13 protein-coding genes and 1 pseudogene are annotated in these 13,705 nt (G+C 50.2%); 6 read left to right on the top strand and 8 right to left on the bottom strand.

From position 1 onward, the window contains the following. Window positions 1-312 precede the first annotated feature (312 nt). The 3 genes from ffh (at window position 313) to UNDKW_RS04205 (ending at window position 3,518) form a co-directional block, all read left to right on the top strand. Window positions 313-1,680 carry a signal recognition particle protein gene (ffh, locus tag UNDKW_RS04215; RefSeq protein WP_162057706.1) on the top strand — a complete coding sequence of 456 codons (1,368 nt, stop codon included), beginning with the start codon at window positions 313-315 and terminating at the stop codon, window positions 1,678-1,680. A 260-nt stretch (window positions 1,681-1,940) separates the two neighbouring features. After that, window positions 1,941-2,348: an SWIB/MDM2 domain-containing protein gene (locus UNDKW_RS04210; RefSeq protein WP_162057705.1), complete on the top strand. Its 408-nt coding sequence runs from the start codon at window positions 1,941-1,943 to the stop codon at window positions 2,346-2,348. Between the two features lie 378 nt (window positions 2,349-2,726). Next, complete coding sequence (locus UNDKW_RS04205) at window positions 2,727-3,518, top strand: PDZ domain-containing protein (protein ID WP_162057704.1); 792 nt, start codon at window positions 2,727-2,729, stop codon at window positions 3,516-3,518. Window positions 3,519-3,630: 112 nt separating this feature from the next. Here UNDKW_RS04205 and UNDKW_RS04200 read toward each other — a convergent pair whose 3' ends face one another. From UNDKW_RS04200 to UNDKW_RS04185, 4 genes are all read right to left on the bottom strand, one after another. Next, entirely contained in the window at window positions 3,631-4,122 is a 492-nt protein-coding gene (locus UNDKW_RS04200; RefSeq protein ID WP_162057703.1) for a hypothetical protein, read from the bottom strand. Between the two features lie 191 nt (window positions 4,123-4,313). After that, window positions 4,314-5,009: a hypothetical protein gene (locus UNDKW_RS04195; protein ID WP_162057702.1), complete on the bottom strand. Its 696-nt coding sequence runs from the start codon at window positions 5,007-5,009 to the stop codon at window positions 4,314-4,316. 152 nt (window positions 5,010-5,161) lie between these two features. Next, window positions 5,162-5,776: a lytic transglycosylase domain-containing protein gene (locus tag UNDKW_RS04190; protein WP_370529122.1), complete on the bottom strand. Its 615-nt coding sequence runs from the start codon at window positions 5,774-5,776 to the stop codon at window positions 5,162-5,164. A 91-nt stretch (window positions 5,777-5,867) separates the two neighbouring features. Beyond that, the gene (locus UNDKW_RS04185; protein ID WP_162057701.1) at window positions 5,868-7,604 is read right to left on the bottom strand and encodes a proline--tRNA ligase; all 1,737 of its coding nucleotides are present in this window, start codon (window positions 7,602-7,604) and stop codon (window positions 5,868-5,870) included. A 224-nt stretch (window positions 7,605-7,828) separates the two neighbouring features. On the opposite strand from UNDKW_RS04185, the pseudogene UNDKW_RS04180 reads away from it, so the two are divergent. Then, window positions 7,829-8,418 (top strand): annotated as a pseudogene (locus UNDKW_RS04180) (RNA pyrophosphohydrolase). A 3-nt stretch (window positions 8,419-8,421) separates the two neighbouring features. Then, window positions 8,422-8,937 carry a CNP1-like family protein gene (locus UNDKW_RS04175; protein WP_162057700.1) on the top strand — a complete coding sequence of 172 codons (516 nt, stop codon included), beginning with the start codon at window positions 8,422-8,424 and terminating at the stop codon, window positions 8,935-8,937. A gap of 84 nt (window positions 8,938-9,021) precedes the next feature. Here the strand turns inward: UNDKW_RS04175 and proB are convergent, their stop codons facing one another. The 4 genes from proB to rplU all read right to left on the bottom strand — a co-directional run bounded on the left by proB (window position 9,022) and on the right by rplU (window position 12,442). Then, entirely contained in the window at window positions 9,022-10,140 is a 1,119-nt protein-coding gene (proB, locus tag UNDKW_RS04170) for a glutamate 5-kinase (protein ID WP_162039889.1), read from the bottom strand. 305 nt (window positions 10,141-10,445) lie between these two features. Further along, window positions 10,446-11,558, bottom strand: a complete 1,113-nt coding sequence (obgE, locus tag UNDKW_RS04165; RefSeq protein WP_162057699.1) for a GTPase ObgE — start codon at window positions 11,556-11,558, stop codon at window positions 10,446-10,448. 253 nt (window positions 11,559-11,811) lie between these two features. Continuing rightward, on the bottom strand, window positions 11,812-12,081 hold the full coding sequence (rpmA, locus tag UNDKW_RS04160; protein WP_162039887.1) for a 50S ribosomal protein L27: 270 nt from the start codon (window positions 12,079-12,081) through the stop codon (window positions 11,812-11,814). A 49-nt stretch (window positions 12,082-12,130) separates the two neighbouring features. Continuing rightward, a complete protein-coding gene (gene rplU / locus UNDKW_RS04155; protein WP_162020347.1) occupies window positions 12,131-12,442 on the bottom strand; it encodes a 50S ribosomal protein L21 in 312 nt (103 codons plus the stop codon). A gap of 314 nt (window positions 12,443-12,756) precedes the next feature. Here rplU and ispB point away from each other — a divergent pair, with 314 nt between their 5' ends. After that, on the top strand, window positions 12,757-13,686 hold the full coding sequence (gene ispB / locus UNDKW_RS04150; RefSeq protein ID WP_162061753.1) for an octaprenyl diphosphate synthase: 930 nt from the start codon (window positions 12,757-12,759) through the stop codon (window positions 13,684-13,686). The last annotated feature ends 19 nt before the right edge of the window (window positions 13,687-13,705 follow it).

Below are 13,705 nucleotides of genomic sequence, written 5' to 3'. Positions count from 1 at the left end.
TCTTATTAGCAGACTTCATACCAAGCACGAATGAAGGCCCGCACGCCGGTTTTAACTGATTTTTTGAATAAAATATATCAGTAGTATCCCTCATGCGTCTGAAAATCCGCACAGACATTTGAAATAATTCTGGATTTTCGGAATTTCGACAGCATCTACTATGCACTTCTGGCGAAATAGGCGAAATGCCGGGCTCAACCACGGGTTCAGGTAAAATGCCTGTTTTATCCGCTACTACTTAACCTGCAGACTAATTGCAGACTGTAGCAAGCGCCGCCATATTGAATTTTTCTTAATATCTCCTAAGCCAACATGCTCGATAACCTTACCCAGCGCCTAGCCAAAGTCGTCAAGACCATGCGCGGCGAAGCCCGTCTGACTGAATCCAATACCGCCGACATGTTGCGTGAAGTACGCATGGCCTTGCTGGAGGCAGACGTTGCCCTGCCAGCAGTACGTGAACTGATCGCCCGCGTCAAAGAAAAAGCCATGGGAGAAGAAGTCATTTCTTCCCTGACACCAGGTCAGGCCCTGGTTGGCGTGGTACAAAAAGAACTGGCAGCCCTGATGGGTGCCGACCTGGGTGAAGAAGCATCCCAACTAAGTTTTAACTGCCAGCCACCGGCAATCATCCTGATGGCAGGTTTACAGGGTGCCGGTAAAACCACGACGGTCGGTAAGCTGGCCAAATATCTGAAAGAGCAAAAAAAGAAAAAGGTATTAACCGTTTCTGCCGACGTGTACCGTCCTGCCGCGATAGGCCAGTTGCAGACGGTGACAGCGCAGGTTGGTGCAGACTTTTTCCCCTCCCTGCCTACTGACAAGCCGGTTGATATCGCCCTGGCTGCACTTGACTACGCCAAAAAGCATTATCACGATGTGCTGATCATCGATACTGCAGGTCGTCTGGGTATAGATGAAGCGATGATGCAAGAGATTGCTGCAGTCCATGCCGCCGTCAAACCGATAGAAACCCTGTTCGTGGTCGATGCCATGCTGGGTCAGGATGCCGTCAATACTGCCAAGGCCTTTAACGATGCCCTGCCTTTGACAGGCGTGGTGCTGACCAAGCTTGATGGCGACGCGCGTGGTGGTGCTGCGCTGTCGGTACGCCATATCACTGGGAAACCAATCAAATTTGTTGGTGTTGCTGAAAAACTCGATGGCCTGGAATCGTTTGATGCCACCCGCATGGCCAACCGCATTTTGGGCATGGGTGACATCCTGGCGCTGGTGGAATCTGCCCAAAAAGGCATGGACGTGGCAGCCGCACAGGACCTGGCGCACAAGATCAAGGATGGCGGCAAGTTCGACATGAATGACTTCAAGATGCAGATTTCGCAGATGAAGAATATGGGCGGCCTGGCCAACCTGATGGACAAGTTGCCAGCGCAAATGCAACAGGCAGCCAGCGGCGCGAATATGGATCAGGCAGAAAAACAGGTACGCCGCATGGAAGGCATGATCAATTCCATGACACCGCAAGAAAGGTCCAAGCCGGAATTGATCAAGGCTTCGCGCAAGCGCCGTATCGCTGCAGGTGCCGGCGTACAGATACAGGAAGTCAACCGCATGCTGGCCCAGTTTGAGCAAATGCAGTCCATGATGAAGAAATTACGCGGTGGCGGCATGATGAAGATGTTGCGCGGCATGAAGGGTATGATGCCCGGTAAACGCTGAGTTTTTCTCAGTATTTCTGTTCGCATTTCCCTCTATGAAAAAAATGCCGGATAGCAGCCAAAACGGCGCTAATCCGGCATTTTTTTAGGCTTAAATCCAACGACAGGCAAATTCCTGCACTTTTTCACTAAAAACCCGCAAAAAACACTTGCATCCCTGTAAAAACCGCACCACTATTAGCGATGCGTGAAGTGACGCAATGCAGGAGCTTTTCAAAACGATCAAAGCTCCGTCCACGAAATTTGTGAAGGAGGCTATTTATGGCAACAGCACCAAAGAAACCAGCAGCAAAACCGGCAGCCAAAGCAGCGGCTAAACCAGCAGCAAAAGCAGCCGCTCCAAAGGCAGCAGCAGCGAAACCTGCAGCAAAAGCAGCCGCTCCTAAAAAAGCAGCAGCCGCCAAGCCAGCAGCAGCTCGCAAGCCAAATGCAGCGTTCATGAAACCTATGACTATCTCTCCAGTTCTGGCAGCAGTCATCGGTGCAGCAGCGATTCCTCGTACTGAAGTCACTAAAAAAGTATGGGAATACATCAAGAAGCACAAACTGCAAGACGAAGCAAACAAACGCAACATCAACGCGGATGACAAGTTAAAAGCCGTTTTCGGTGGCAAGAAACAAGTGTCCATGTTTGAAATGACTAAACTCATTTCCGGCCATCTGTCCTGATTTTCAGGAACAGGTTTCCGCAGTTGCTTTGGGAAACTTAAAGGGAAGCAGTCAGTCCCATCCCAAACAAAAATGCCCGCATCGCGCGGGCATTTTTGTTTTTACAGATCTTTAATGCACTCTACTCCTGAAAAACCCACCGCATCTGCATCATCCTCCAAATCACACAGACAAAATATCCATCGACACCTTATGGTAAGGGTAAAGATTAATTGATAGAATTCTTCTCCCTGCGGTGCTTCTTGCGAACAAAAAAGATAAACGGTCCAGCTTGAAACACCAGACCGGCTCTTCGGCTGGCATTATCGGCTGTAGCGCTCATTGCCCGGCTCGCATGTTGTAGAGACAGCAGTCCTTAATAACAATGGAGCTCTTTTTATGCAATGTCGCATCCTCATTCTCACCCTTGCTGTAATTCTGTCCGGTTGTGCCAGCGGTTACCAGAAATTCTATAAATCTTATGCAGACGCGAAAACACTGCCGGATGTACAGACGCTGTCACCGAATGAGGCGCCCAAGATTTTTGCATCAGACGATCTGACAAGGGATGTCAGAATAGCCCGCTCCAAAGGCTATATCGTGATTGGTCAGTCCTCCTTCAACGGAGAAAAGGAATCTGAGCGCGGCATGATTGAACAGGCGCAGCAAAACGGCGCTGTCATGGCGCTGTTCTCGTCCAAGTTTGCCGGCACAAGAACGATTACGACACCACTTTTCTTGCCCAACAACAAAACCACCTATTCATCAGGAACGGTCAATGGCACCGGCGGCAGTGCTAATTACTCAGGCACCAGCACTACCTATGGTACGACTGTCGTCCCTTTGACGACGGAACAGCAACGCTATAACCAAGCCGCCGTTTACTTCGTCAAATCGACAAGAAAACCGCGTGTGGGTGTGGTCGCGCTGGACTTGACACCTGAACTCAGAAAAAACCTGGAACGCAACACCGGGGCTATCATTGACATCGTGCGGGAAGAATCGCCCGCTTTTATAGCGAATGTTTTACCTGGCGATGTCATCATCGAAATCAATGGCGCCACGGTCATCAACAGCAAACATGCGTATGAGCTCTTGCAGGCAGTTTCCCCTCCTCAGGGCAAGTTCACGCTGAAAATCATACGCAATGGTACTGAGCGCCTCATCGGCATTAATTTGGTTCCAACCTGAGTACTTGCAGACGCATTTCACAAATTGAAAGCATTCCTCAGACGTGCAAACGTCTGGGGTCATTTCATCTAACCAGAAATAGAAAACTACTCCTCGCTATTCAGCCTCCGGTTTACAAATTTCCACAGGTCACAGGTACGGTAGGCAGCTCATTACCAATGATTTCGCCTGGTTTGCGATGCAAGATGCAATAAGTCCCGAATGGCGTAATCACTTTCGAGACTGGTCGCCCGTCACCTAGTATATGTACTTCATGCTTGTAGCTTTCACGTATGACGGTAGAAGAGGCCTGAACAGCAGTACCAAATTTCTCCATCGCCGCACGCGCAGGTTTGGCACTGACCTGATCACGGTACTGGAAATCTTTTTTCAGTCCGTTGAAAATATCACGTGTATCACGGTTAAGCAACTTGCCAACAACAGACCTGTCAGCTTCAAGGCTCGCTGACTCTTTTTCGATTGGCGGCATCGATTGCTGTTTGTCGCTGACAGCCCTTGCCTGGTCATTGATCGCAGAGTTCTGTCGCGGAGATAACATGACGCTGCTTTGGCGGGATGCCACTGGCACATCCTGCCTGGCTGGTGAAGGTGTCGGCAGTTTCACTTGCTCAGGCTGCTTAAAAAAATCAGACTGTCACTATTTGCCTGCGTTATCTCTTCTTTATGCGGCGCCTTCAACTGTGGCCATTGCATATACAAGCACGTGTGTAACAGCAGTACGCCAAGTAGTATTTGCCACTGACTGCGTTGAACAGGCAGGTGATAAGAAGCTACCAGCATGAGCCTGTCCTCGCCTCAATAACTACCGCAACTGACAGTCCGTATGCCGGGTGCCCTGGTGATATCTGCCCCCGGTTTTGCACCTATCACACAATACGTACCACCTGGTGTCGTCACCTTGGTCATGGCGGTGCCATCTGGCATGATGATGTTCTGATAGCTGGTGCCACGCGGACGCGCAGCGGCAGCGACATTGATACCAAATTGCACCATCGATGATTTTTCTGGCTTGATATTGGTCAGGATACGGTTAGGCATTTCACGCTCTACCTGTTTGATGACTTTGCTGATGTCGCGCTGGATGACGACGGGGCTATCGCCGGTTAATGTCGGTGCGCTGACTTCTGTATTCGCTGCTGGAACAGGCGCGACAGTGATACCTGTGCCTGCATCGCTGGCAGCAGGCGTAACGGGGCTGGTTGGCACGACCAGGTTGCGGGGGTTATTTGGCACGGGCAATTGACTGGGTGATATCGCTGGTTTGATCACAGGCGCAGTCTGTTCTGGTTTGCTCTGTATGGGTGCTTCCAGCATGCGGACCACAAAAGCCAGCGGCGTGCCCACTTCATTTTTATGTCTGACGATGCTGGGCCACAAAAGAATTAACAAGAGATGAACCGACAATACAACAAGCAGCAATTGCCAGCGAGAACGCAATAACTTGCGCCAGTCTGTACTGCCAAATTCTTCATGATAAAAGAGTGCCTGCATGTCGGGTCTTGGTGTAATCCTGAGTATGACCGGGCATTCTGGAACGCCCGGTCATACTTGACCCGTCATTTATTCAAAGCATAGTTTTACAAGACCAGGGGTAGCGTCAATTGCTACCTGGAGAGTGATGCCGATTTTATCCAGCAAATGAATCAGCTGGTAAATTCCCAGTTTTTCCAGTTGGATAGCACTGCCTTGGGATATTCAGGACGGCCACGGCTACCGTTGTAGCGACCCAGTGCGAGGTAAAGATCGCCTTTTTCCATATCGATGTACAGGCGCAAAATCGAACAGCCATAGCGCAGATTGGTTTGCATCTGAAACAGTTTTTTCGCATCGCCATCGCCAATCACGCGCGACCAAAAGGGCATGACTTGCATATAGCCACGCGCACCAACGACCGAAGTCGCGTATTTGCGGAAGGCGGATTCTACCTGTATCAAACCCATGACCATGGCAACGTCCAGACCCGCACGCTTTGATTCATACCAGATGGCATCCAGCAATTCCTTGCGGGTCTGCAAATCGGGTATGCGCCTCTTCAGGCGGGTAGCCATTTCGCCTTGCCAGTTGAGGTATTTGATACGTTCTTCGATATTGGCAAACGTGGGTTTAGGTGGCGTGGAGTCAGACACAGCTTTGGCCAGTGCAAGGCGCACAGAATCTGCCATGGCTTCTTCTTTTTGATTACCGGCTTGCGCCGGTAAAGCAGAAAAAGCCAACAGGCAGATTGCCAGAGGCAGGGGGATTGCTTCCACCCTGCACAGATGATTTGCATGACTTGCAGATCAAACTTACCGCTACATCTTCCTTTGCACCAGACGCAAAAGCGCAAGAAAAAATACTTCATCCTGCTACTTATTTACCTGCAAGCTTGGCCTGGATAAAGGCCAGCATCTCGGCCACAGGCACATTGCTGGCTTCGGTATCACGGCGACCCAGGTATTCGAGCCTGCCTTCCTTGAGGCCACGGTCACCGATAACAACGCGGTGTGGCACACCTATCAGTTCCCAGTCAGCAAACATGGCACCTGGACGTTCGCCACGGTCATCCAGTATGACGTCGACGCCCGCTGCCAGCAGGGCGTTGTACAGGGATTCGGTCTCGGTTTTGACGGCTTCGCTGCGGTCCATGCCCATAGGACAGATAACGACTTCAAACGGTGCAATCGCCGTCGGCCAGATGATGCCCTTGTCATCGAAATTCTGTTCTATCGCTGCGCCCAGGATGCGGGTAACGCCTATGCCGTAACAACCCATTTGCAGTAATTGTGGCTTGCCGTTTTCATCAAGGAAAGTCGCTTTCATATCGTCAGAATAGCGGGTGCCGAGCTGGAATACGTGTCCCACTTCGATGCCGCGCTGTATGGCCAGTACACCCTTGCCATCTGGTGATGGATCACCAGCGACGACATTGCGCAAGTCAGCCACTGCTGGCTCAGGTAAATCACGGCCCCAGTTGGCACCGGTGAAGTGAAAATCTGCTTCATTCGCGCCACAGACAAAGTCAGCCATGTTGGCGACGGTTCTGTCAGCGACGATATTGACTGGTTTTTGTGTACCGATAGGACCAAGGTAGCCTGGTTTGGTGCCAAAATGCTCGACAATTTCAGCCTCTGTCGCAAAGCGGTAATTGGCCATGCTGGCGATCTTGCCAGCCTTGACTTCATTGAGTTCATGATCGCCACGCAACAGCAGCAACCAGATTTGTGCTGGCTTGCCACTGTCTTTTTCCGCATCAACTGCCAGCACGATGGACTTGACCGTGGTTTCCAGCGGAATACCCAGCAATTGCGCGACATCTTCACACTTGGCTTTGCCAGGCGTGGCCGTCTTGGTCAGCGCAGCAGTAGCGGCTGGGCGGCTGGTTTGCGTAGGCAAGGCTTCTGCCGCTTCCATATTGGCAGCGTAATCAGAAGTAGGACAATACACCAGCGCGTCTTCACCAGTGTCAGCAATGACGTGGAATTCATGGGAGCCAGAACCGCCGATAGCGCCATTGTCGGCCGCTACCGCACGGAATTCCAGGCCAAAGCGCTGGAAGATACGGGTGTAGGCGTCATACATGATTTCATAAGACTTTTGCATGCCTTCGACATCGCGGTCAAAGGAATAGGCATCCTTCATGGTAAATTCACGGCCACGCATGAGACCAAAACGAGGACGGCGTTCGTCGCGGAACTTGGTCTGGATGTGATAAAAATTCACAGGCAACTGGCGATAGGAACGGATTTCTGTACGGACGACGTCAGTAATCGCCTCTTCAGAAGTAGGCTGGATAATGTAATCACGGCCATGACGGTCTTTGACGCGCATGAGCTCTGGCCCCATCTTGTCCCAGCGGCCAGTTTCTTGCCAGAGTTCTGCAGGTTGCACTACTGGCATCAGCATTTCTATCGCACCAGCACGATTCATTTCCTCACGAACAATATTTTCTACTTTGCGGATGATGCGCAAGCCCATGGGCATGTAGTTATAGATGCCGGAACCGAGGCGTTTAATCATGCCCGCCCGCATCATCAGTTTATGGCTGACGATCTCGGCATCGGCAGGAGCTTCTTTCAGTGTGGAAATAAAAAATCGTGTAGCACGCATGACAGTGATTCTTTTTAAATGGAGGGTTATAATCAACTCAATTTTAAAGGATTAGCTGGCTAATGCGCCCACTCTTTGCACATTTGATGAAGGAAACTGCGATTTGTTCGCCTCCATGGGGGCTGTCCGCTCAAAAAAGCGGGATTTTTCGACGAAACAAACGCTCTCTACGCTATCTATTGCAGGAGCAAGCCGTTTAGCCACAGAAAGTTTTGAGGTTGAACATGCTGGATCGTGAAGGCTTTCGCCCTAACGTTGGCATAATTTTGCTAAACGCCAACAATGAAGTCTGGTGGGGAAAAGGGTGCGCGAGCATTCCTGGCAATTTCCCCAGGGTGGCATTAAATATGGTGAGTCTCCGGAGCAGGCCATGTTCCGCGAACTCGAAGAAGAAACCGGCTTGCTACCTGAGCACGTCAAAGTCATAGGGCGTACCCGTGACTGGCTGCGCTATGAAGTGCCGGATCATTTTATCAAGCGTGAAATTCGCGGGCATTATCGCGGGCAAAAACAGATCTGGTTTTTGTTGCGCATGATAGGCCGCGATTGCGATGTCAATCTGCGTGCCAGCACGCATCCTGAATTCGATGCCTGGCGCTGGCACGACTATTGGGTACCGCTGGACGTGGTGATTGAATTCAAGCGCGGTGTCTATCAATTGGCTTTGCAGGAATTGTCGCGCTATGTGCACCGCACTGAGCACCCCAACTCCAACCGCAGCCGCTATTTGCGCAATCAGCAACAGTCGCAACAAACGCAGCAGGCGCAAAAAAATCAGGATTGCAAGAAAACCGAGCCGGAAGAATCCAAATAATTTATGTTAAATAAAAAACTACGCTATCTCCACCATCTCGCCATCATCGGTCTGGCCTTGCTGCCTGTCAGCCAGGTTTTTGCTGCAGATGAAGAGGAAGAAGACAAGGAGTGGCGCGAAGTCGCCCTGCAATTGCCAGAGGCACCGAAGGCTGAAAATCTCTTAAATTTCTACAAGAGTCCGAGCCAGTCTTTCGCGATTGATACCAAATCACTGACCGTAGCAGCAGATGGCACCATACGCTACAGCCTGGTTGCCACCAGCGCAGGCGGCGCTAAAAACATCAGTTATGAAGGCCTGCGTTGCCAGACGTATGAAGTCAAACTGTATGCCTTTGGCCGTCCTGATGGTACGTGGTCACGTTCCCGCCGCAATCAATGGGACATGATCTCCAATACCGGTGCCAACAAGCAGCATGCCACCTTGTTCTCCGAGTATTTTTGCGAGGGTAAAACCATCGCTGGCAAGGCCAATGTCTTGCTGGATAAATTGCGAGGTAAGAAATCTTCGTATTACTAATCTGATTCCTTGGCAAGATGTACAAAAAATGGGGCCGGATCAATTCAGATCCAGCCCCTTTTTTTGCCCGGTTTTATATTCTATTTACAACAAAACCAGATTGTCGCGGTGTATCAGCTCAGACTCTTCAACAAAGCCAAGTATGGATGCAATTTCAGAAGAAGCATGGCGCTTGATACGGCGTGCATCAGCACTTGAATAATTAATCAGCCCCCTGGCCACCGGTGCACCCGCTTCATCACAAAGCGTGACTACAGCGCCACGGCTAAATTCACCGCGCACATCCAGCACGCCTATGGGTAACAAGGACTTGCCTTCACGCGTCAGTTTTTGCACTGCACCTGCATCCAGCACGACCTGGCCCAGGGTTTGCAGATGATCCATCATCCATTGCTTGCGCGCTGCCACTGGCGCCATTTGTGAAATCAATTGTGTCCCTATGGCCTCACCTTGCGCCAGGCGCAGCAAGACATTGTCTTCACGCCCCCAGGCGATAACGGTATGGGCACCAGAACGTGCGCCGCGTTTTGCTGCGAGTATCTTGGTCAGCATGCCACCACTGCCCAGACTTGATCCTGCACCACCAGCCATGGCTTCCAGAGCCAAATCACCTGCCCTGGCTTCATGGACAAAAGTGGCATCCGGGTCTTTGCGTGGGTCAGCAGTATACAGGCCTTTTTGGTCAGTCAGGATGATCAAGGCGTCGGCTTCGATCAGATTGGCAACCAGGGCTCCCAGGGTGTCATTGTCACCAAACTTGATTTCATCCGTGACCACAGTGTCATTTTCATTGATGATGGGAACGATGCCCAGACGCAGCAAGGTAAACAGGGTGGAACGCGCATTCAGGTAGCGTTCACGGTCGGCCAGGTCGGCATGCGTCAACAAGATTTGTGCCGTGCCTAGCTGGTGTTCACGAAAGCTGCTTTCGTAAATTTGCGCCAGACCCATCTGGCCTACCGCAGCACAAGCCTGCAATTCATGGATGGCGGTTGGCCGTTTTTCAAAACCCAGGCGCTGCCGGCCTTCGGCAATGGCACCAGAACTGACCAGCACGACTTCCTTGCCCATGGCACGCAGGCCAGCGATCTGGGCAGCCCACCTGGCGATGGCTTGCTTGTCCAGGCCCTTGCCATCATTGGTGACCAGAGACGAACCTACTTTGATGATCAGGCGCTTTGCTTGCTGAATGACAGATTGCATAAAATGAATACGGATATGATTTGGCGAGGTTGCCACATGAAAGCGGCAAACAAATCAAAATTATACTTTATATGGATACTATCGTTGCAATCTAAATTTAATTCACAATTAAAAGCTATATTCTACTTTTTATGAGATTTTCATTATTAAAAAGAAATTGTTTAGATATCAAAATAGTCATTCATTTTCCATCCCTCAGGGAGACGGTGTGCTTGATGAACAAGAACTGGTGATCAATTAATGAGTAGTTGGAATGGGTAGTTGGTAGCGGACGTAAAAAAACCTGGTTTTCACCAGGTTTTCTTTTAGTCTTCAATTACTTTAAAACGCGGATCATCTGGGTCAATGGACAAGATACCCTGCGCTTCTTCTTTCATTGTGGTTTCTTGCGAACGCTGTTCATGCGTACGCTTTTCTTCCAGATATTTATAGATCTCGGTGACCAGTTCTTCACAACCCTCGCGATTCAAGGCGGAGATTTCAAAGACCGGGCCTTTCCAGGCAAAGCGCTTGATAAAATCTTTGACCTTTTTCTTGCGCTCATCTTCGGTCAGCACATCGAGCTTGTTGAGTACCAGCCAGCGTGGCTTCTCATACAGGCTTTCATCGTATTTACGCAATTCCTTGATGAGGGCCTTGGCTTCTTTAACAGGGTCGACGGCTTCATCGAACGGTGCCAGATCAACAATGTGCAAGAGCAAGCCTGTGCGTTGCAAATGCTTGAGGAACTGTATGCCCAGACCTGCACCATCAGCAGCGCCTTCGATCAGACCAGGAATATCGGCGATAACAAAGCTTTTTTCATGGCTGACACGAACCATACCCAGATTAGGATGCAGGGTCGTGAAAGGATAATCAGCAATTTTCGGGCGGGCATTCGATACTGCAGTAATGAAAGTCGATTTACCGGCATTTGGCAAACCCAGGAGACCTACGTCAGCCAGTACTTTCAATTCCAGGCGCAATTCGCGACGCTCCCCTTCTTTACCATCAGAGCGCTGACGTGGTGCGCGGTTGGTAGAAGTTTTGAAATGGATATTACCCCAGCCACCTTCACCACCTTTGACCAGTTCCACCTCCTGGCCATGTTCGGTCAGGTCAGCGATGACTTCATCGGTATTCCTGTCACAGATCAGAGTGCCGACCGGCATGCGCAGGCGTATGTCTTCCGCGCCTTTGCCATAGCAGTCTGCACCACGACCATTTTCACCGTCCTTGGCTTTATGCAGTTTGGAATAGCGATAATCGACCAGAGTGTTGATATTACGGTCGGCTACGGCCCAGATACTGCCGCCACGGCCACCATCACCACCATCGGGACCGCCGAAAGGGCGGAACTTTTCGCGACAAAAAGACGCCACACCATTACCGCCATCACCGGCGATTACTTCGATACGGGCTTCATCAATAAATTTCATTTTTACCACCTAAAAAAGCTTGTATAAATTTTTGTAACCTGATGGAACAATAAATTTATACAGGATTTCTTCAAATTAAAAGGGCTAGCATCAAACTGCCCATGCAGGGTGTTGCTAACGGAGAGGTGAGCTTGCGGGTAAGGGATTGCCGCAATGAGCTGAATCGGAGATTGATCCAACTAAAAAGGCCCTACCGATGGCAGAGCCTTTTTATCATACTGGCTTGCGCCCTGCTTTGAATTACTTCAATGCATTACGCTGCTGCTGTGTCTGCAACAACAATTGCGTACTGGTGCTTGTTGGCACCTTTGATCGCGAATTGTACTTTGCCATTAACCAGGGCGAACAGAGTGTGGTCTTTGCCCATGCCTACGTTTTCACCAGCGTGTACGCGTGTGCCGCGTTGACGAATGATGATGCCGCCAGCATTGATAGTTTGGCCGCCGTAAACTTTAACGCCAAGGCGTTTCGATTCTGAGTCACGACCGTTGCGCGTGGTGCCGCCGCCTTTTTTGTGTGCCATTTTATTAGCTCCTTACAGATTACAGGTAGATTGATTACTGATCTACGGATTAGCCGTTGATAGAAACGATTTGCAATTCAGTGTAGTTTTGGCGATGGCCTTGACGTTTCTGATAGTGCTTACGACGACGCATTTTGAAAATGCGCACTTTGTCGTGACGACCGTGATCTACAACCTTAGCCAGCACCGTAGCACCTGCGACCAATGGAGCACCAAATTTAATGGTCTCGCCAGCGCCCAATGCGAGCACTTGATCAATGGTGATTTCGGAGCCAATGTCTGCAGGTATCTGTTCTACTTTAAGTTTTTCACCAGCGACAACTTTATATTGTTTGCCACCGGTTTTTATGACCGCGTACATGTGAAACCTCATCAAATAAAAATTAGGGATTTTCTCCCCGCCAGACAAAAATACATCCGGGAAGTCGGGAAAACCCCAAATTGTACATAATCCCGTGAAATGCGTCAAAGACTATTTGCATATTTTTTCAGCAAAGCCATAGTAAACGGGCAATTGGCTGCTGGAAAATGGACTAAGCGCAAGAGAACTGGTGCAATTCAAGCAAATAAGCAGCACTGCATCGTATAATCGCGGTCATCCCGGATTTTTATGCAGGTTCCCCCTTGTCTGCCACAAACAACCAAAACCCTATCACTGAACTGATCGCCGCCGATATGGGCGAAGTAAATCAGGTAATCCGCAACAAATTGCATTCTGAAGTTGCCCTGGTCAACCAGATCGCCGAATACATTATCAGCGCCGGTGGCAAGCGCATACGCCCGGTACTGGTCTTGCTGGTGGCCAATGCCTTTCAATATCAAGGCAAGCATCATCATGAACTGGCCGCCATTGTCGAATTCATACACACAGCCACCTTGTTGCATGATGACGTGGTGGATGAGTCATCCATGCGCCGTGGCCGCAAGACCGCCAATGCCTTGTTTGGCAATGCCGCATCGGTATTGGTAGGCGACTTTTTATATTCACGTGCCTTCCAGATGATGGTGTCCATCAATAGCATGCAAATCATGCAAATCCTGGCGGATGCGACGAATGTCATCGCCGAAGGTGAGGTCTTGCAGTTGTTGAATATGCACGACCCTGACGTAACTGAAGAACGTTACCTGCAGGTGATACGCTCAAAAACAGCCAAACTGTTTGAGGCGGCAGCGGAAATTGGCGCCCTCATTGCGGGTGCCAATCAGACGGAAATCGAAGCTGCAGGCGAATATGGCCGGTCTTTGGGGACTGCTTTTCAACTGATTGATGACGTTCTTGATTATTCTGGCAATGCCGAGGATATAGGCAAGAACGTGGGCGATGACTTGCGCGAAGGCAAGCCTACCCTGCCTTTGATCTACCTGATGAAAAATGGCTCGGCAGAAGAGCGCGAGCTGGTACGCGCTTGCATAGAAAACGGTGACGAATCCAAATTTGATGCCATACTGGCTGCAATTACGCAATCAGGTGCTCTCGCATATACGCAAAATGAAGCTGTGAAAGCTGCTGAGCGTGCCGCAACAGCCATCTCAACCTGGCCAGACAATCGGTATAAACAGGCCATGATCAAGCTTTGTGCCTTCGCGGTTGGAAGAAATCATTAAATCGGCAAATTCGTGGATT

Origin of the sequence: Undibacterium sp. KW1 (assembly GCF_009937955.1) — a bacterium.
Lineage (GTDB): Bacteria > Pseudomonadota > Gammaproteobacteria > Burkholderiales > Burkholderiaceae_D > Undibacterium.
Note: the sequence above shows the minus strand (reverse complement) of the source record. Positions and strands in the feature narration are given on the sequence as shown.

Coding starts and splice junctions, on each gene's coding strand:
- ffh (WP_162057706.1), top strand. CDS start 313: ATGCTCGATAACCTTACCCAGCGCCTAGCCAAAGTCGTCAAGACCATG.
- UNDKW_RS04210 (WP_162057705.1), top strand. CDS start 1,941: ATGGCAACAGCACCAAAGAAACCAGCAGCAAAACCGGCAGCCAAAGCA.
- UNDKW_RS04205 (WP_162057704.1), top strand. CDS start 2,727: ATGCAATGTCGCATCCTCATTCTCACCCTTGCTGTAATTCTGTCCGGT.
- UNDKW_RS04195 (WP_162057702.1), bottom strand. CDS start 5,009: ATGCAGGCACTCTTTTATCATGAAGAATTTGGCAGTACAGACTGGCGC.
- UNDKW_RS04185 (WP_162057701.1), bottom strand. CDS start 7,604: ATGCGTGCTACACGATTTTTTATTTCCACACTGAAAGAAGCTCCTGCC.
- UNDKW_RS04175 (WP_162057700.1), top strand. CDS start 8,422: ATGTTAAATAAAAAACTACGCTATCTCCACCATCTCGCCATCATCGGT.
- proB (WP_162039889.1), bottom strand. CDS start 10,140: ATGCAATCTGTCATTCAGCAAGCAAAGCGCCTGATCATCAAAGTAGGT.
- obgE (WP_162057699.1), bottom strand. CDS start 11,558: ATGAAATTTATTGATGAAGCCCGTATCGAAGTAATCGCCGGTGATGGC.
- rpmA (WP_162039887.1), bottom strand. CDS start 12,081: ATGGCACACAAAAAAGGCGGCGGCACCACGCGCAACGGTCGTGACTCA.
- rplU (WP_162020347.1), bottom strand. CDS start 12,442: ATGTACGCGGTCATAAAAACCGGTGGCAAACAATATAAAGTTGTCGCT.
- ispB (WP_162061753.1), top strand. CDS start 12,757: ATGGGCGAAGTAAATCAGGTAATCCGCAACAAATTGCATTCTGAAGTT.